The following is a 20,984-nucleotide window of genomic DNA, read 5'->3' as shown; positions in this document are numbered from 1 at the left end:
CCATGAAAATACATATTAACAAAGAGCTTTTTACAAAAAGATCAGTACTCTTCGTGTGCTTTTTTGCAAGTATATTCATATTTGCGAGCTTTACGAAAGAAGACCGGCAGAAAGTACGATCCTTTAAGCTTCGTATGATGGAAAAATATATCTATCATAGAATACAAGACAATGCGGATTCAATAGAAAGTTCAGAAGATACAAGCCCTGAACGTAAGAATTCTGATATTACTAAAAGAGAAAATAAGGAAGCTGTTCAGGCAGAGACTCCATTCAAAGTTTTATTTTCGGAAAATAAGGACTTTGATAACATTTTTAATTCCGAAGAAAAACAGGGAACTATCGGGGAGTTTTCCGATGATGAATCCGATAATGTAGCCGATAACTTCTTTACCATTACCCTTCCTGAAATAAGGAATCAGAATGTGAAAGCATATTTGGTATATGACCTTTTTGGATTGGATTCTTACCATTCAGTTTCAAGATCTATCAATAAAAATATTGCTTTTGGGGGAAATATTATTGTGGCAAGCAGTAAATGGAGTGGCCAAAAAGAAGAGATTCCATTAAATTCATTAGAAACAGGAAGAAATACAATCTTATTCACTTCATCTCTGAATGGAGTAAAGTATAAGGTTAAAAATGTAAAAATCATTTTTGAAAATAATTTGAGGGGAACAGATCATGTTTCTTCTTTGTTGTCAGGTGATAACCTTTATATTAAAGGTATTGAAAATGGGGCAGTACATATCAATGACCAATTAATATCCTCTGAAAAAGGAGAGTATGAAACCTTAATTAAACTTACAGAATCAGATAAAGCAAAAGGTTTTGTTAAGATTGCCGGATTATCCGGAGTCAGAGAATATAAACTTCCTGGAAATACTTCATCCTTCAAGACGCTCACTGAAGAAAGATATGTACCTTTCACAGTTACTGTTTCAAAGGATTCGGAACATAAAGAAGTGTATGAAAATTCGACCCTTTCAATTGAAAAAAATTCTACGGAAAATACTGCTCAGGTTCAGGTTTTAAAACTTCGTAAGAAAGATTATCCGGCTATTTCCGGAGAAATTAAAAATATGACGGTAAATTCCAATGCATATCGTTTAGAAAATCGTTTCGGGGAGCTTACCAAAAAAATGACTTTCTCTTTCCCTTATGATGAAAAAAAATTAGGGGCAAGATCTGCAAAAGAATTAAAAGCTTTTTATTTTGATTATGCTTCAAAAAAATGGAAAGTTGATCCATCAGGAAAAGTAGATACAGAGAAAAAAGTTATTACTGTTGAAACAAAAGGAGATACAGACTATATCAATGGAGTAATCTCTGTTCCGGAATCATCAAAACTGGAAGCATTTGCTCCAACAAGCATCAGTGGATTAAAAGCTGCGGATCCTACTGCAGGTTTACAATTGATGGCAGTACCAACAGCAACGCAAAAAGGAGATGCCAGTGCCAATTATCCGATTCGTGTTCCTGCAGGAATTGGAGGGGTGCAACCTTCGGTATCGATTGGCTACACCAGTGCAGGAGGAAACGGCTGGATGGGAGACGGTTGGAATATCAATGGTTTGTCAGCCATCACAGTTGATGCCAGATGGGGCACACCATTATTTGACGGAGGAAAAGAAACAGAGTTGTATTCTTTTGATGGCGAAATGCTTGTGTATCCTAACGAATATCTTCCTCACAGACACAATGATATGAGTGAGACCAACGCAGCCATTACCACTGAAAAACAGCCAAGGTCCTCTTATGTGAATAATGGTGTAAAACAATTTTATCTGAGAAAGAATCATGATTTTACCCTTATTGAAAGAATAGGAACAAGTCCCAATAATTACACATGGAAAGTAACCTCTACCGACGGTACCAAAAGATATTATGGAGGCTCATCAGACGCTGTGCTTTATTCAGGAAGCGGTATTGCCCATTGGGGACTTCGGATGGTAGAAGATGCTCATGGTAATACAATGGAGTTTACGTATTATAATGAACCCGGAGGAGGAGGTACATTTTATCAGGTTAAAAAAATCGCTTATGGAAGAAATAAGGATTATACGGTCAACTTCAATAAAGAAACAAGTATCACCAGACAGGATGTAACCACTAATGCAAAACAGGGATTTATACGATCAGAACCTTATTTGTTAAAAGATATTGAGGTTAAATACAAAAATGAGTTGATCAGAACCTATAAAATGGATTATGTAGAAGGAGAATTCTTTAAAACGCTTTTAAAAAGAATTTATATTGTTCCGAATAATCCGTGTTCTACAACGCTGCCCTTTGCAAAGTCAGCCGGTGGCAATAAAGAGTCAGAAACCAAAAAAATTGAAAATAATGGTTCAGCAAGCAGGGAAAGAGATATGGATGATGGCACCGGCGGCGGTGGAGGTGGTCCCGGAGGTATTGAGCCTACTTGTAATGAGATTTCAGACAGTTATACTTTTGAATATTACAATGATGTAAAAGATGCACAGGGAAATGTAAGAATATTTGGTCCCGATACAGGAATTAGTATTGAGAGCGACAAACATGCATATTCAAGTGTTGTAAGAGATGTAATTACACCTTCTAAAATTAATGGAAACATCAGTTCTGAAACAGGATTTAATGCCAGAATAGCAGCGGGATTAAATTTCTATACACCCTCCAGTGATGCCTACGGACATCTGATGTTTGGCTTACCATTTGGAAGTTCCAAGTCAAAAGCGAGAAATGCTCAACAGTTGATAGATTTTAATGGAGATGGGATACAGGATATGATTTACAGAATTCCGGATGAAGGATTATTTCTGAGAACCGGAAAATTAGATGATGCAGGAAATCTGAGTTTTAATAAATTCGAGCGAATTGAAAATTATCCGGGAGGTGATTTTAATTATACGGAAACCAGTACCAGTAATAGTGGATGGGACATGGGAGCCATAGTGTATAGCAAATCTGAAATAGGTTCTTCCACTCAAGGGACAACAAAGACTTATCTGGTAGATGCCAATTCAGATGGTCTTATGGATATTGTTAATGATGGACAAGTATGGTTCAACAGGTTCAGTTCCGGAAAATCTGAAATGACTCAGCACTCTGAATATACGGAAAATATGGTTGTAAAAGCAAAAGCAATCCAGAAGCCGGTAAGAGAGTGTGGCGATCCGGGACAATTTTCATATCCTTGTCCGGAAGAACCGGTAAAAAATTATATTGACATTAATGACGTTGTAAAAGTATGGATAGCACCTAGAGATGGGTATGTCAGATTTACAGATAATGTTACAGTAGAAGCAAGCAAGTTTGATAGGTCGGGCGTAATGTATTATAGTGTTGAAATAAAGAACCCTACCCCTTTGAGTAGTGGGGGAACAGATACTTTTACTAATACCAGAATATATTTAAAGGGAATTCGTGCAACATACGGTACCCAGAATATTGTAATAAACAACTACAACGATTTTTATTCTGAAATGCAGTCGGTTGAGGCAGATCCTAATTTTCCTATTTCAAATGGTATCAATAATCCTAATCAGTTATTTGTAAAAAGTGGTGAGAAAATTTATGTGAGATTACATAAAAATACGGTTAAGGATATTCCTGTTTCTTCAAATCCTACAATTACTTATGTAGATCAATATGGTAATGAAATTCCCAATACAATTGAATTGTCTCAGGATAAGTTTCAATTAAATAATGGAAATTATGCTATGGCCTTTCTTCTTAATAATAGCTCTGCACCAATACTTCTGGACGCTACTGGAACTGCTGTTATTAAGATACCATCCTTTACATTTCCTTATTTATCTGATAATATAAAATTCAGAGTGGTAACTGAAAAGGTAAATTCAGGTACGATAACTGATTTAATTACTCCAGAGGTTTATAATCAATCGAACCTTACAACCCAAGCTCATACATTGAATCTTACAGTAAATGCCAGTGAACCGGTTTATCTGAGGTTTATTGTGGAGTCTGATTCCTTTACAAATTTTAGATGGAATAGCTGGAATAGTCAAGTTACTGTAAATTATAGCGCAACAGTCAACTATGGTAATGGTAATGTTAACACAAATGTTTTTTGGGAGGGGGTTGCAGAGTATCCATCTTTTGTAGTGACTCAACTGGCTCCCAAATTGGATATTAATAATGTTTCAAATAGTACATTATTATTAGGAACTCATAATTTTGGAGTGCAGATTAATAAAAATGTCAATTTTTCCAGCTTAGCAACAGGGTCGTTTTATTATATTATCAAAAAAGGAAATGAGGTTCTTGCTAAAAGGAAAGTTCTTGTTTCTCATACAAACAATACACTTATAGAAGAAGATATGGTAGCTGGTCAACCTGTTAATGGTGTTGCTCCAGTTGTTTTCTATTCAGGACTGGCGCCTTTTCTTGCTACCAATAATAATCATTTGGTAACGGTAGAAGTATATTGTAAAACAGGGGGTGATTATGTATTATTTAATAAATATTCTGAATACTTTTCAGGAAGGCCATTCAATATATATTATGATGATGTAAATCTGTATGGTACCACCACTGCAACAGCGGTTAATACCGCAATGTATAATACAAAATCGTTCTTTTATAATAACTGGGGACAATTTGTATACAAATCGGGAAGCCTTTCAGACTATCTTTATGGATGGCCTATTAATTATGGAGCATTTGGTACACCAGTAGAAAATCAGAATATATATGCGGCATGTCAGAACCCGAATATAGCAAATAATCCTGAGGCTCTCGCTGAATGTATACAAAATGAAACGCAAGACCCTAATGTGGGTAATAATACACTTTCATCGTATGTATTACCGATGAAACCGACATTTACAAATATTGGTAGATACAAAATGGGTGTTTGGGCAGGTTCAGCACCTACTCAATATTCATCATCAGATACCTTTAACACTAACGATAACGTAAGTTATTTTACTGACCCTGTTCCTACTGTACCTGTGGCAATGCCTACAACATATGTATCTGGTCAGCTTTCCGTAGATACTACCATGAAAGCGATTAACAAAGATCAAATGAGCAGAGCAAAAAATAGAACCCAAGGAGGAAATTTAATTTCAGTAAGTGGAGGAAATTCTGAAACAACCGTTGATTATAGTGTTGAAAATCAATCTTTTTCAGATATAAACGGTGACGGATACCCTGATATAGTGTATCCACGATCAATCCAGTTTACCAACTCTACTGGAAGCTTGGAAGATATCCAGGCTAATTCCTATGGAGAGCCAACCCAATCTTTAAGTTATCAAAAAAGTAATTCTGCAGGATTCTCTTATAATACATTTTCAGTATCAGGAAGAATTGGGGCACGTGGCGGTAATGGTACTAGAACGCGACCTGATTCCGGAATTCCGTGGTCTGGAAGTGCATCAGTGGGTGCTAATCTTAATAAGTATTATGATTCTTATGATGCAGGGGGGGCATTCTGGATGGATATTAATGGAGACGGGCTTCCTGACAGGGTTACCGGAGGACGTACTCAGTATATGAGCGTTGCTTTAAATCTGGGTAACAAATTAGGGGGAGCATCTGTTTACCCAAACATACTTACCTATGAGTCACATCCAAAAGGTAATGCCAGTATTTCTTTAGGAGGTGGGCTTAGTTCGTCGGCAAACCTGGGGGCTTTATCCAGTTTTGGGTTCGGAATCAGTGCCGGAGTAAGCGTTTCATCTTCAATAGGGAGTGCTGATGTAGTGTATGAAGATATCAATGGAGACGGTTTAATTGATCTGTTAAAAGTTGCTGATAATGGGGCAACTACCGTAAGGTATAACCTTGGAAATAAGTTTGATACAGGCGTGCCTTTGATAAAAAGTGGTGGAAATATTGATTTCTCTGACGAAACAAGATCATTTAACGGATCATTCTCTTTCGGGGCAAACTATATGTTCAATATAGGACCTATTACCCTTATTCCACCTGTTGTTCTTCTGATTCTTTGGGTTAAAGCTGGTGGTGGTGCTAATGTTAACCTGGGAATGAATGTTACTGAAACAAGAAAAACATTCAGAGATATGAATGGTGACGGCTTTACAGATTTAGTTCAGGATACAAACAGTGGGTTTATTGTCAATTATTCACAAATTGGAAGAACCAATAAATTAAAAACAATTACCAATAGTTTCTCAAAGGGAACATATGTAATGGATTACCAGATCTCCAGAGCAAATTATGATAATCCGCATGCTAAATGGATCGTAAAAGATATCAGTGTATTAAATCCGGATGCATTTTCGCCAGAGTATACAACGGAGAATGGGAATAAAATGGAAGCCAGATATGAGTTCCGCAACAGAAAATATGACAGAAGGGAAAGAGAAGATTTCGGTTTTGATACTGTTATTAAAAAGGAAATGAATAATGGTTCAACAGAAAGAGTCTCTACTGATTTATACTTTAACAATACCTATTTGTTAAATGGTTTGCTTAAGCAAAGTATGGTACACAGTAACGGAAGTTATTTATCTGACGTGAAGTATAATTATAAGTTGAGAAAATTTATGTATAATACGACTTTGATTAATCTGAGTTCTGATTTACCTTTTGATTATGACAGTGGTGGTAGAGAAGGCAGAAAGATGGGCATTGCTTTACTGGATGAAAAAATAAAAACAACGTATGAATCCGGAGGAAGCATTGTTACCACAGAGAAGTTTACATATACTACAAAAGGTCTTGTTGAGAAATATCAGTATACAAGCCCTTCTACCTCTTATAATACCAGAATCACTTACCAGGCCATTGAGAATAATATTATTGGAGTTCCTACGGTTATTGAGGTATATGAAGGCACAACCAACTCACAATTGTTAAGAAAAAGAAGTGCTGAGAATATCAATTTGAATAACGGTGATATAGGAAGATTTAAGATATTTGATGGGGCTGTTGATATCACTACTGATGTTAATTACAATACTGCAGGAAATATAATAAAAGTTACTTATCCGCAGAATAATAATACCAGCGCTGTTCAGAGGTATTCAATGGATTACACCTACGATGATGCTGTAACAGGTAAATATGTTGTAGAAATAAAAGATGTTTTCAATATTAAATCTTCCGCAACATATAATCCACTTTTCGATGTTGTAACCAGAAAAGTAGATACAGGTGGAAATGCTATGGTATTTACATATGACGGTTTCGGAAGAACAAGGACGATTATGGGACCTAACGAAATTGCAAGTGGTGCAACAGTTCCGACGGTGAAATATAAATACTGGTTTGATCATGCAGATATCCTCAACAGCGATTCTGCAATACAATTGTATAGAGCTTCTACTTCCAACTATGACCCTGAATATGCGAGCTCAGGAAATACCATCATGACAGATACTTATTCCGACTTCTTAGGAAGAATTGTACAAACGAAAAAAGATTTTGAATGGTCAGGATATGAATCACGAGCCGTGTCGGGAAGAACAATATATGATGATCTGGGAAGAGCGATTCGGCAGTTTCATCCTGTAATGGAAGCGGTAACAAATCAGGCTTTGCATCTTGCAAGCAGTGGTGCTTCTACAACCAGCGCTTATGATAGCCGGGATAGAGTGGTTTCTTTTACAGATGAAAATAGTGTGACAACAAAAACATCATACAGTATTGATCATAACATATTCAAAACAACACAAGAAGTTTCCAGTCAAAAATCAGAAACCTATGCCAATGCAGAAGGAAAAGTAGTACAAAAAGATGATTATTTGGATAGTACTCCACTTTCAACATTCTTTGATTACAGCACTATTGGAGAGTTAATTATGGTAAAAGATCCTGAAGGAATTAAAACACAATATTCTTATGACCTGGCTGGAAGACGCATAAAACAAATACACCCGGATAAAGGAAGAACATCTTATGAATATGATCCTTCAGGAAATCTTGTGACATTGCAAACAGAAAATTTGACGAATGATCCTACTATCAGTACTCATGTTATTCAATATAAATATGATTACAACAGGCTCGTAGGAATTGTTTTACCAAATTTACCATCCGGGGACCCAAATCCAAACAATGTGGCCTACGAATATTATCCTTCAACACCTGGGAATAATGCAGGGAAACTTCGTATAAAAGATGAAGGATCGGGAAGTACAAAATATACGTATGGAAGAATGGGAGAAGTTCTTTCAGAAGTAAGAGTAATAAGAGGATATCATATCCCGGAAATGTATTTTAAAACTTCATTTAACTATGACAGCTGGAACCGTATTACAAAAATCAAATATCCTGATGATGAAATTGTCTCTTATCACTATGACAAAGGTGGAAGGCTTAAATCAGTGAACAATAATAATGGAGAAACCTACATCAACAATGTGAATTACGATTATTTTGATCAGCGTTTGGGAATTGTTTATGGCAACGGAACTTCTCAGTCATATATATATAACTCTAGTGACAGAAAATTAGGTTATTATAAATTAAATAGTCCATCTGCCCCAATGTTACAGAATACATACCAATATGATGAGTTTTCAAATATTATTAAAGTTACAAACATTGCCACACCTCAGCCAAATGGTATGGGAGGTGCCTTTGATTTTGAATTTGGTTACGATACCTTGAACAGATTGGTGGGAACAGGAACAAGAAAAATCATTTTAGATGGTGAAAATCAACCTATACCAACTTCTAATTTTGCTCAGTCAACGTATGAACTTGAAATGAACTATAATAATGTGGGAGGTATTACAGGAAAAAGGCAGCATCACCAAAGAGATCAGGTTATTGTACCGGAAAATACTTATGAAAACCATTATCAATATATGGATGGTACCCATAAGCTTAATAGTGTAGATGACGGCTTAACCGGAAATAATGAAGCATTTGAATATGATTATAATGGAAATACGGTAACCCATACTGATCAGAACGGAACAAGAAAAATGTTCTGGGATGAGCAGGATCGTATGAGAGCGTTTTATAATGATAATACAGGAGTCTATCAGTATTACACATACGATGATAAAGGAGAAAGAGCCATTAAATACGGATTGGAAGTTCCTGCACAGCTCTACCAGAATGGAGTACCAGTAGGTATTGATGACATTAGATTGATCGATTATAAGTTGTATCCGAACCCGTACATAACTGTAAGCTCTTCAGGTCAATATACAAAGCATTACTTTGATGGCTCAACAAGATTTGCAAGCAGATTAATGGATGATATTACTCGATTTGAAGACCCATCTGTTTTATACTCCAATAGGACAACTGCAGACCCATCTGAAAAGAAAGCGGATACGGAAGCAGATTTTAAAAAATATCTTGAAAAAACAGATCTTGGAGGAAATGTATCAGTTGAGCTTAGAGAAATGTCTCAACGTCCAGGCTTATACTATCTGCATGGGGATCATTTGGGAACAGCTACTTTTGTTACGAATTCTTATGGAAAAGCAACGCAATTTTTCTTAAATTTACCTTTCGGAGAGACGATGCTGGAGCAGATGGATGGTTCCTATAATAATCCATATAAATTTAATGCAAAAGAATTGGATGAAGATACGGGACTGTATTACTATGGAGCAAGATACTATAATCCCCGATTGAGTATTTGGTATGGGGTGGATCCGTTGGCTGTATACAATCCTGTGATGGAAACAGAGTTCTATGGAGATGGACAGCATAATGGAGGTGTATATTTCTGGGGGAATTTAAATCCATATATTTATACTTATCAGAATCCTATAAAGTACATAGATCCCAATGGTAAACAATCATGGGCAGGGGCATTAATGGGGGTTCCTAATAATCAACAAAATAATGTTACTCAAGGAATAAATCAAGTACATGCAAAGGGTGTGATTGTGGGAGGTTTTGTTGGCGCAGGTATTTTAGATGTTTACGTTACTAAAGGATGGGCAACCCGGACTATGATTGCTTATACTGCTGGGGAAGCCTATCATAGTGCAGAAATGCAGTCGTATTGGAGAGATAGAGGAAATGAAAGTGCCGCTCAGAAATATGAAGCAGAAGGTGCAGAGGCAACTAAAGAATTGTTTATTTTTGGTGGAGTATCGGCTGTAGGTAGTATTGCTAAAAATTTATTTATAAAGACTTTGTGCTTTGTAAAAGGAACCTTAGTCTTTACTTCAAATGGTTTAAAACCAATTGAAGACATTGAGGTTGGTGATATGGTGTGGTCTTATAATGAAATTGAGAAGCAAAATGAGTTAAAGACAGTTCTTTCTCTTTCGCGTAATACCACTAAGCAATTATTAGAACTATCTATCAATAACTCTAAAATCGTATGTACACCAGAGCATCCTTTTTATATTAAAGGAAATTGGGTGCATGCTAAGGATCTAAAAGAAGGAGATCTTGTTTTCAATGATAAGGGCCACTTAATAGAAGTAGATGATATTAAAATTATAGACAAGATCGAAAATGTTTATAATTTAGAGATTGAAGGAAATCATAATTATTTTGTTTCAGAAAATAAAATTCTTGTACATAATAATGATTGTGGATTTCTTGCTACTAATAATAAATATATAAATAAGGAAATTTCTGAAGTAACAGCAGGCCGAGGTGTTCCAAGAATGGATGAGTCAACGGGCCTTCCAACAATATATCAAAATAGGGATAATAGTAAAATGCAAAGAAAGTGGGCAGGCTCAGTAGAGTATAATGTTAGAGATCAGCCTTCTGGAGATAAACTGAGAATATTAGAAAGAACAAATTCAGACGGAACGAAAACGTATGGATATACTACAGATCATTACGAAAGTATACATGAATTTAAAACCAGTAATTAATCACATGCTTATTAATGTACAAATTAAAAACAACGATATAAAAATATTAGAATCAAGTAATATTAAAATGAGTTCAATTAAGAATAAATTTTCAAAAAAATTTATCCTTACAAATTGTATTTACTATAAAAATAATATAGAGCAAATTTTGATTGATTTCGATTTTGTTTACTTTGTTATTGAGATTATAAATAAATATGATGAAAAAGAAGTATTGTATACATTCAATTTTAGAATTGAAGATTTCATTATTAATCAAGGAAATGTCCAATTATTAGGGATTCCTATTATTGATTTTGATGCTAAGAATTATGATCAAAATGTAGTGGATTTTTTTATGAAATGGGAAAATGGAGAAATAATTTCTTTTTTAGATTTAAACACTGAATGTAAAAAGTCATATAATTATTCATGTTTAATGTGGAGTGGTGTTCCAAGTAAATTGAATAAAACTTTTTATGAGATTAATTTAGAATTAGTGAAATCAAACGCTGATTTTTATAACATTGTTGGAAATTATTTTTTTGGAGATAGGGGGTATATTGGACATGATTCATATTCTTTTCAAGACTCGTTTAATAATATTATAAGAAATTCAGAACAAAAGGTTACAATAGCATTAAAAAAATATTTGGACATTAAGTTTCAAGATAAGTTATATATTGATAAAATTATAATAAAGGAATATGATAATATAAAGTTTGAAATAAAATCTTAACTGTAAGCGTTAGATTAATAGGTTATCCGACAGTATTTTTATTGTCGAACAATAGAAAATGTTATTATGTATTTGAAGTAATATTATATGTAACTATTGGATTATTACTTTAATTCCTAATTTGTAATTTTTCAGAACAAAATTGACAAACTGGATTATATAATATCGAGAGTGTATAACCATATCAAATCCTTTAGCGGAGAGTTCCGGTTTTATACCACAGCCGGGTCCTCTCGCTGGCGCGAGCTTCTAGCTCGTGCCTTACAAATAATATAAAGATCATTGTATTTGCAATGATCTTTATTATTAATATATGAAAGCTGTTACATTTATCAATACAAGGATTATTTAGGAAATGGCAGAGTAAGTTTTGCAAAAAAACAACGTAGATGTTCTTGAAATTACTACAATTTTGTAGTTCTTTTTATACAGTATATTTCATCACAATAACCTTCGATATTTCCTCTTTGTCATTTTGATGCTCTACTTCATAAAATCCATTCTTTTTATAGAGATGATAAGCAGATTCATTCAAAATACCATGTATTATTCATTATATAAAAAGTCTACTCTGATACAAAAGGTAGACAAATATTTAACTCAATTGAATTGTTATGTTGGATCAACAGATGCAATAAACTGCTTATCTATACTATTGAAATTCATAAAAATAGATTCCTGAAATATTAATTGATTGCAATTATTATTCTGTAGTCACGATGCAATGAAGAATGATAATAAAGTCAGCTATTTGGTCTTTTTTAGTTTTTACGTGTGAAAATTCCATTCTCTTGTAAAGATGTTCTAAATAGCTCACAGGAAATGTAATAGAATAAATATGGATTAAATATCTAAAATAACACTGAACTTCTTATTTTTTTGTTTGTGAATATTTTAAGATATTAGTAAGTTTTTAGCCTATATTGGCTTATAAATTGATATTGTAAACTTTATTGAATTCTTGATGACTAATGACTAAATCGATTCTAATTGTATTTTTCTTTTTAAGTGGTTTTTTCTTTTTACATGCGCAGGAAAAAAAAGATTCGCTCTATTACAAAATAGAAGAATTTTCTGATCAAAGAAAAGTCACCAAATTTATTCATCGTTTTATATTCCGTAGGGAGGCAGATTCTACTTCTGTTAAAACCAGGACTGAAAAACTGTCGCAGGAAGCTTATAACAAAAAATACATCAGAAATATCCGGATAGAAACAATTGACCCTTTCGGATACGGTTCTAAAGACAGTAAAGTAAAATCCAAATGGTATGATTGGATCACTAATCATCTTCATTCTAATACAAAAAATTCCACCGTTAATAATTATTTGCTTTTTGAGGAAGGGGAAGAATATAATGCTCAGAAACTCTACGAATCTGAACGTTTGCTGAGAACGATGCCTTTTATAAACAGGGTTAATATCAGTGTTTCTGACAGTACTTCCGGTAAGGATTCTATTGATGTTGTTGTGAAAGTCCTTGATTCCTGGAGTCTGAAACCCAGAGTCAGCTATTCAGGAAGTAAAATTGGGTTGGGAGTGACGGAAGAAAATGTATTTGGGTTAGGGCATGAATTGAATTTCCTGTATAGAAATGATTCCAAAGAAAAGCAGGATTATCTTTTCGGGAGCTATACAGCTTATAATCTTTTTGGTTCTTATATCAATGCTCAGGTACTGGGGGAACGGGATTTTTTTAGAAATGAAAGAATCAACTTCAATGTCAGAAGAGACTTTTTCTCCCCTTTGACAAAATGGGCCGGTGGTTTTAGTTTCGAATATTTTATGCGGAATGTTTTACTGCCAACAGAAACGGAGACTAGTTTTCCGGAAGTTCAGATCAAAGTATACAGTCAGGATTTATGGGGCGGGTATCAGATTCCTGTTTCATCTGATCCAAACGAGAAGGTTTCCGGTAATATTGCCGTGATAGGGAGGTTTCAGAATTATCAGTATAAAGACAGTCCCGGAATCGACCAATATAAATATTTTAGCTCTTACAACAGTTTTCTGATGTCTGTAGGATATATTCACAGAAGTTTTTCGGTTCAGAAGAATATTTTTCAATATGATTTACCGGAGGATATCGCGTATGGCAATTCGGTGAATTTTACGGCAGGAGCTTTGTCTAGAAGTAATGACGTGAAGCCTTATATAGGGATTTCTGCGTCTTATGGTACCTTTGCAAAGCTGGGATATTTCAATGTGAAAGCTCAGTTTGGGAGATTTTTTAATGAAGACGATCCCAATCGTGAATCTTTCCGACTGGATGGAACGTATTTTACAAATCTCATGGATTGGAAATTTGCCAAAGCAAGACATTTCTTTTCTCCCACTTTAGCCTTAGGAAACCCACAGCATAATTATTCTTATAAAGACAGAATCAATCTTTCTGCTGCTGATGAATTTCCTGTTTACAATTCGGATTATATTGGAACCAAAAAATTGGTTTTAAGATATCAGCTTCAACTCTTTATCAATAAAACCTGGAAGAATTTCCATTTCAGTCCCTATCTAACGGCGGCAGTCGGATGGCTGGGGATGCCCAATGATAAACTGCTGAAAACAAATGCAAACACCAAGATAGGAATTGGCGTGTTAATCAATAATCCTTTTCTGGTTTTCAACAGGATTCAGATTTCTTTCATGTATTATCCCCGTGTTCCTTTCGATAATAATTCGGTTTTTGATTTTAACAGCAATAGAAATAATCTTTTGCCAATGAACAGTTTTGCAACAGATATCCCTCATTTTGTTAATTTTTCCAACTAAGCTGTTTTGAGTTTTTAAATTCCAAATCGCTTGATTTAGAATCAGTTTCAAAAGGGAAGGAGAAGAAAGGCTTATGTGCATCCATTATAGCCCGTGAAAAAAATGATTTTTTTTAAATAAAATAGCGGAGATAAAGAAAAAGTTTCTATCTTTGCAGTCCCTTAAACAAAGGGATTTACTTGAAAATGGAAACATAAAAAGTAGATGACCGACTCGGTAGCTCAGCTGGTAGAGCAATACACTTTTAATGTATGGGTCCTGGGTTCGAATCCCAGCCGGGTCACCCCTTGGGACAAGTCTAAAAATGATAGACTTGTCCTTTTTTTATTTCCTCCCAATTCATTGTTAATCAAAAATATAAGAGGGATGGCAGAATTAACACGTGGGGTTTGATGTATGGTTCCATCAAAAATGAGTTTTCGGGGAACATCGAACCCAAAACCTGTCTTTGTTGTTCAATATCCCCATCCATATAGTATTTAGGAAGGTGAAAGATCTTTTTACTTTCGCTCTTTATAAGTTGTGTTATCTGAAGGTTTTCATCTGCAAGGTTAGAAAGCGATACTTCAAACATATGAATTTGTTCATTGGTGGTCTTTTTTATAAAATTATAATCTTCGTTATCTAATTCGCCATCTATTTTTTGGATTAAAGCTTTTTGAAGACGGTGATTTAGGTCATCAATTTCCTTCAGCAATTTTGTGCGTTCTATCTTTTGTGTTTTTGTTTTAAAATTTTCTAAGAAAGTATTTTTAAAAATTTCAACCATTGGCTCTTTAGACACTAATTCCATTAATTGCCTTTCAAAAATTTTATTAACTTCTTTTGCTTTAAATCTTACACCACATTTTGAGGAGCAGTGGTAGTAGGTGTAGTATTTGCCAAGTTTTCCTCTAGACGAACTTCCTGTAAGAATGTTTGCGCATTTTGGGCACCTTCTACGGTCTGAGCCAAAGTTATGCACTGGAAATAAGTAGCTTTTACACTACTTTGGCTGCCTTTTTATCCTTTTTCTTTGGGAAAACAATAATATGCGTGAGCGATTGAAGCGGATAGCCCACAGCCTGCGAGGACTTGAAAGGAAAAGCGCGGTCGATATAGGCACGGCCAAAAGATTATAGCCAATTAAGAAATCCGAAATTCGATTTTTGCGCTGGTAACTTTTTATAACATTTTTATGCTAAGATTTTCTCTACGGAAATCCACTATGAAGTTTTAGTTGTTTTTTGTTTCTTTAGGGCAAACCAAAGAAGTACAAAATGAAATTTAGAATTACAAAAGAAAAGCTTAGTTCATGGGCAGAAACTCTGAATAAATGCTACCGTCCAAGACGGGAAAAACCGATGGTGAAAATAGCGGAGCTTGTCCTGATCCTCCCGGCATTGGGCATGTTTTATATCTGGGAATATTTCAACCATTTTAAGATCGATTATTATGTGTATTTTGAGCTTAAGGATGCACTTTCCGTACTGTATCAGAATCTGATGCCGGTTATTTACATTGGAGTTATTTTTAGCCTATTCCTTACTGTTCTTCTACCGGATATATTAAGAAGGCTACTCAAAAACGATAATAACTCTGTTTTTCCAGAAAATTCGGAAGAAGAAAAAAGCCTCGGTCTATCTAATTTCGCAATGTTATTGACAATAGTATTGATGCTGGCCGGATTTTTTGTTTTGCTCAATGCCCATGGGTTAACTTTGGGAATTATAGCTGTATTATTAGTTTTTGCTGCGCTGACCAGCTATTTTTACCTTTTTGTCAATAAAAATCTTGGATTTGCAACTGCAGTCCTTCTGGCTTTTCTGTATGCAGAAGTACGGGCCAATATTGATGCAAAGTATGCGATAGAAAATAAACCGAGAATAGATATTCTACTTAAAAGTCATTCCGAAAAGCCTATACTGACTGAAAAAGATCCTTGTAGCTTTTTAATATACAAGACATCCAATTATTATTTTATTAAAAATAACTGTACGAAAATGATTAATGCTTACTCAGTATCCAGCGGGGAAATGACTGGGTTCCATGTAAAATAAAAAGTGGAGTAGTGTACCTTCAAAGTGAAAGTAAGGCGCTCGATTTTGCTATTAAAGAGAATAAGATTGCACAATATGAAAAAGACAATGAACTTAAATTGTCTTTTTCATAGTAATTTAGGTTTTTGGTTAGTTAAAAGATCCGTTGATCTTTCTTCTTTGAAAATTACTAAAACCCCTTACCACAGGATTGTTGATTTTATTCAATAACTTAGAAAAATCATAACTAAACAAAAGTAATCTTGACTTGCTACGATAAAGTTCTAGTGTTACTAGATAATTGAGCGGCTTAGATTAAAAAAAAGAAAAAGGCCTCGAATTCTACCAACAATTAGACGATGTCGAAATTTGTGTCGGTAGCTTCTTGACCTTCCTTTTAAGGGATAACTATAAGAATGTAATTATTCACAAATATAATTCTGAACCTTAGTTAAGGGCTTTACTATATTATTCAACTAGTTTCTATTATTATAACACGCACCCACATTTACGAAAAAAACTTTGGAAAATGACATTGCAGAATTCTCTTAATAGCAATCATTGATACTCATTACGAACCTCAATGTATATAAAAAACAGTCCGAATTATGCATTTTTCAGTCCTTTTTAATCTTTACAGGAATTTATGCAAGATTGTTAGCTATTGATATTGTTATCTTTTACTTTATTTTTTCTGAGATTTCAAACCGAATGCCTTGTCAATTAACTGACTGTTAGTATTAAAAAAAACAAAATCTCCGGAAAATCCGGAGATAAAAACACAAATGATGAAAAAAAAATTTTCGAACCTTTAAGTAAAGGCTATTTTTTCGTTTAAAACTGAAAAAACAATATTATTTAATAATAATCATTTATAGACTATTTTAGTTGAATGCATTATCTGGCGAGACTCTATTTGATAGTAACATAAATAAAAAAGATTTTCGTAAAAAAAATGCCAGTAAAACTGCTACAGAGGGCCTATGTCCTACGATTATGTGTTCCCGTTTTTACATTTAACCATAAATTAATATATTGTCAAAATATTATTAACTAACCTATGGAAACACAAATATTGGGACAGGGGATCTCTTATGACCATACTAAAATTGAGGATAAACACTTTTTCGGAGGTTTTCTAAACTCTGCAAGAAATAATGTCGATTTATTAATCACTGCTTTTGGTGCTAAATTTGGATTCAGCAATAAGTTGAGTTTAACACAATTTGTTGAAGTTTGTTTTAAACCTGAAGACTCAGATGAAGACTTTCAGAATAAACTACGGTTTGTCAGAATGCATTTGCCAGTGGTACAATACCTCCGTTTTCAGGGCGACAGGACTGTATTAAGACAAAAGTTTGCGTTGTTATTACAAGCAATTGATGGCTTAAGAAATTTCTACACACATTACTATCATAAACCACTCCATCTCTCCAATGAACTATTTGTTTTGTTAGACGATATTTTTGCGGCTGTTGCAGATGATGTCAAGAAAAATAAGATGAAAGATGATAAGACGAGACATCTACTTAAAAAGAATCTTAAAGAAGAGTTAGATATCCGCTACAAGCAGCAGGTTGAAAAACTTAAAAAGTTAAAGAGTGAGGGAAAAAAAGTGAACCTCAATGATACGGAAGCTATTAAAAATGGGGTGCTAAACGGTGCGTTTAATCATTTGATCTTCAAAGACGAAGAAGTAATTAAACCAACAGTTTCCTACAGCTCCTATTACTATGGTTCTGATTCTGCGGAAAATGGTATTTGTATTTCTCAAAGTGGTTTACTTTTCTTACTCAGCATGTTTCTTGGGCGAAAGGAAACAGAGCATCTTAAGAGTAGAATTAAGGGATTTAAGGCGAGGATAATAAAACATGAAGAAGAACATATAAGTGGTCTAAAGTTTATGGCTACACACTGGGTATTTTCGCAACTGTGTTTTAAAGGTGTGAAACCGAAATTAAATACGGATTTTCATGAGGAGACTTTACTTATCCAGATTATTGATGAGTTAAGTAAGGTTCCGGACGAGCTATACAGATCATTTGACAAAGAAACAAAGACTAAATTTATTGAAGATATCAATGAATACATCAGAGAGGGGAAAGTAGATTTGAGCCTTGAAGAATCAAAAATTGTACACCCAGTCATTCGAAAGAGGTATGAAAGCAAATTTAATTATTTTGCCATACGATTTTTGGATGAGTTTTTCGATTTTCCATCACTTCGATTTCAGGTACATGTGGGTAATTTTGTGCATGACCGTAGAATAAAACATATTGCGGGAACAGACTTTCAGACAGAAAGACTGGTGAAAGACCGGATCAAAGTTTTTGGTAAACTTTCTACAATTAGCCGTCTTAAAGCAGAACATCTAACAGAAATAATAGGATTAAATAAAGACACAGGTTGGGAACTTTTACCGAACCCATCGTATGTATTTATTGAAAATAATATTCCAATCCATATTTCAGCTGACAAATCATTTAAGAATGGTATAAAGGAGTTTAAAGATAAAAGAAAAGCGGAGAAGCCCGAGGAGATGAAGAAACGAGAGCAAGGGAAAATGCAAAAATTTGAAATCTCAAAGTTGATAGGCGTTAAAAATGATATAAATCCCGAAAGCCCAATTGCGCTTTTATCAATGAATGAAATCCCGGCACTTCTCTATGAAATACTTGTAAATAATGTCAGCCCTGAAGAAATTGAAGAGAAACTAAAAAATAAACTAAATATAGGTTTTGAGCGGATTAGGGATTATGATCCAATAACTCCGCTACCGGCATCAATGATCAGTAAAAGGCTTCGAAATAATACAGATGGAAAATCTGTCAATACTGAAAAATTAATAAGCCTTATTGAAAGGGAAATAGAAAAAACAGATGAAAAACTTATACTAATCGCTAAAAATAGACGGGAGTGTCGTGTGAGATTTAGGGGTAAAGCTATCAGGCAGCAAGTATTTCGAAATTCAGAATTGGGTGTAGAGGCGACTTGGTTGGCTGATGATATCAAAAGATTTATGCCTGCAGTACAAAAGAAAAATTGGAAAGGTTATCAGCACAGTCAGTTTCAGCAGTCATTGGCTTTTTTCGAAAAAAGGCCACATGAAGCCAGGTCGATTTTACAGGCTGGCTGGGATTTTTCAGATGGGAGTTCATTCTGGAATGGTTGGATCATGAATAGCTTCACAAAAGATAAAACATTTGATGGGTTTTATGAAACTTACCTTTACGGAAGACAGAAGTACTTCACACGTCTTTCGGAGAATATTGCTCAGCATAGTACAAATGCGAAAAATTTGCGGAAGTTCATGGATCAACAGATGCCCAAAGGGTTGTTTGAAAATCGTCTATATATGCTGGAAGATCTCAATACTGAAAAACGCAAGATATTATCAAAACCACTTATTTTTTCTCGGGGAATTTTTGATGAAAAACCCACATTTATCAAAGGTGTTAAGGTAACAGAGAACCCAGAAGGTTTTGCTGACTGGTATAAGTACGGATATGCTCCTAAACACAAATTCCAAAATTATTATTGGTGGGAAAGAAATTATGATGATCTCCTTGAGGAAGAACTTGCGAAAGATACCGATTTTGCGAAAAATAGTTTTAAGTATGATCGAAAAAGTCAGATCGAGCTTCTAGCTAAGAAACAGGATTTAAAAATAAAGAATATTAAAATACAGGACTTATTCCTTAAGCTAATGGCAGAATTCTTATTTCAGAAAGTATTTGACCATTCTGTAGAATTGTCCCTGGATCATCTTTTTCTCAGTCAAGAAGAACGGCTGGAGAAAGAGCGAGTGGCACACTTGCAGAGCCAACGAATGGAAGGTGATGATAGCCCAAATATTTTGAAAGAAGATTTTATATGGAGTAAAACTTTGGCTTACGAAGATGGACAGATTTATGAACCTCGTGTAAAATTAAAAGATTTAGGAAAACTCAAGGCTCTCCTTCTGGATGACAAGGTAAAAACTTTGCTTTCCTATGATAGTGATAAAAGATGGAATAGGCTTGCTATTGATAATGAAATGTCAATAGGAAGTGACTCCTATGAGTCAATACGACGGGAACTCCTATTTAAGGAAATCCAGCAGATGGAAAAAACAACATTGGAGAATTGGCCTTGGGATGGTATCGCTCATCCCGCAGAATTTGAATTTGCTGATAAAACTGGAGTAAGGCACCCTAACTTTAAGCATTATATTGTTAATGGTATTTTACGCAAGAAACCTGGGCTTGTAGAAGAACAAGAGGCAAAATGGATCGAAGATTGCGATGAAGAAATATTTAAAAACCTATCCGAGAATGATCTTGCAAAAAAAACAGAACCTATACAGTTGGCTTTTCTTGTAATAATGATCAGGAATCAATTTGCCCATAACCATTTGCCTGCAAAACAATTTTATGAATTTATTAAGCAAACTTATCCGGAGATTCAGGGTACAACGGTTTCGGAATTTTATCTTCAATTTATGAGATTTGCTATACAGAGAATGCTAAATCTTAATTAAATATACTTTTAGAATGGTATTCAGAACTGAAAGTTTACGCTTTTTTTTCGATAAATGTTGGGACATATCACAATTTGAAGGGTAGTCACAGCGGGATATGGAGTATCACCATAAAGTTGGTTGTTGAGAAGTATTACAATTTGAAGGGTATTCACAACAAATCATTTGTTATAGTGT

General features: G+C 34.5%; 6 protein-coding genes and 1 tRNA gene. 6 read left to right on the top strand and 1 reads right to left on the bottom strand.

The window, feature by feature from the left end; genetic code table 11:
* Positions 1 to 2: 2 nt before the first annotated feature.
* The 4 genes from B8967_RS04565 to B8967_RS04550 all read left to right on the top strand — a co-directional run bounded on the left by B8967_RS04565 (position 3) and on the right by B8967_RS04550 (position 14,553).
* Positions 3 to 10,781, top strand: a complete 10,779-nt coding sequence (locus B8967_RS04565; RefSeq protein WP_084084738.1) for a polymorphic toxin-type HINT domain-containing protein — start codon at positions 3 to 5, stop codon at positions 10,779 to 10,781.
* Positions 10,782 to 10,785: 4 nt separating this feature from the next.
* Positions 10,786 to 11,499, top strand: coding sequence for a hypothetical protein (locus tag B8967_RS04560; protein WP_143330464.1), 714 nt, complete (start codon positions 10,786 to 10,788; stop codon positions 11,497 to 11,499).
* A 971-nt stretch (positions 11,500 to 12,470) separates the two neighbouring features.
* Positions 12,471 to 14,270: a BamA/TamA family outer membrane protein gene (locus B8967_RS04555; protein ID WP_084084734.1), complete on the top strand. Its 1,800-nt coding sequence runs from the start codon at positions 12,471 to 12,473 to the stop codon at positions 14,268 to 14,270.
* Positions 14,271 to 14,480: 210 nt separating this feature from the next.
* Positions 14,481 to 14,553, top strand: a tRNA-Lys gene (locus B8967_RS04550).
* Between the two features lie 66 nt (positions 14,554 to 14,619).
* Here B8967_RS04550 and B8967_RS04545 read toward each other — a convergent pair.
* Complete coding sequence (locus tag B8967_RS04545; protein WP_179140030.1) at positions 14,620 to 15,234, bottom strand: recombinase zinc ribbon domain-containing protein; 615 nt, start codon at positions 15,232 to 15,234, stop codon at positions 14,620 to 14,622.
* A gap of 295 nt (positions 15,235 to 15,529) precedes the next feature.
* On the opposite strand from B8967_RS04545, the gene B8967_RS04540 reads away from it, so the two are divergent.
* Together B8967_RS04540 and cas13b are read left to right on the top strand one after the other, a co-directional pair.
* A complete protein-coding gene (locus B8967_RS04540; RefSeq protein WP_084084730.1) occupies positions 15,530 to 16,309 on the top strand; it encodes a hypothetical protein in 780 nt (259 codons plus the stop codon).
* 1,039 nt (positions 16,310 to 17,348) lie between these two features.
* Positions 17,349 to 20,807: a type VI-B CRISPR-associated RNA-guided ribonuclease Cas13b gene (gene cas13b, locus B8967_RS04535; RefSeq protein ID WP_084084728.1), complete on the top strand. Its 3,459-nt coding sequence runs from the start codon at positions 17,349 to 17,351 to the stop codon at positions 20,805 to 20,807.
* The last annotated feature ends 177 nt before the right edge of the window (positions 20,808 to 20,984 follow it).

Origin of the sequence: Chryseobacterium sp. YR221 (assembly GCF_900176315.1) — a bacterium.
In the GTDB taxonomy this organism is placed as follows: Bacteria; Bacteroidota; Bacteroidia; order Flavobacteriales; family Weeksellaceae; genus Chryseobacterium; species Chryseobacterium rhizosphaerae.
Note: the sequence above shows the minus strand (reverse complement) of the source record. Positions and strands in the feature narration are given on the sequence as shown.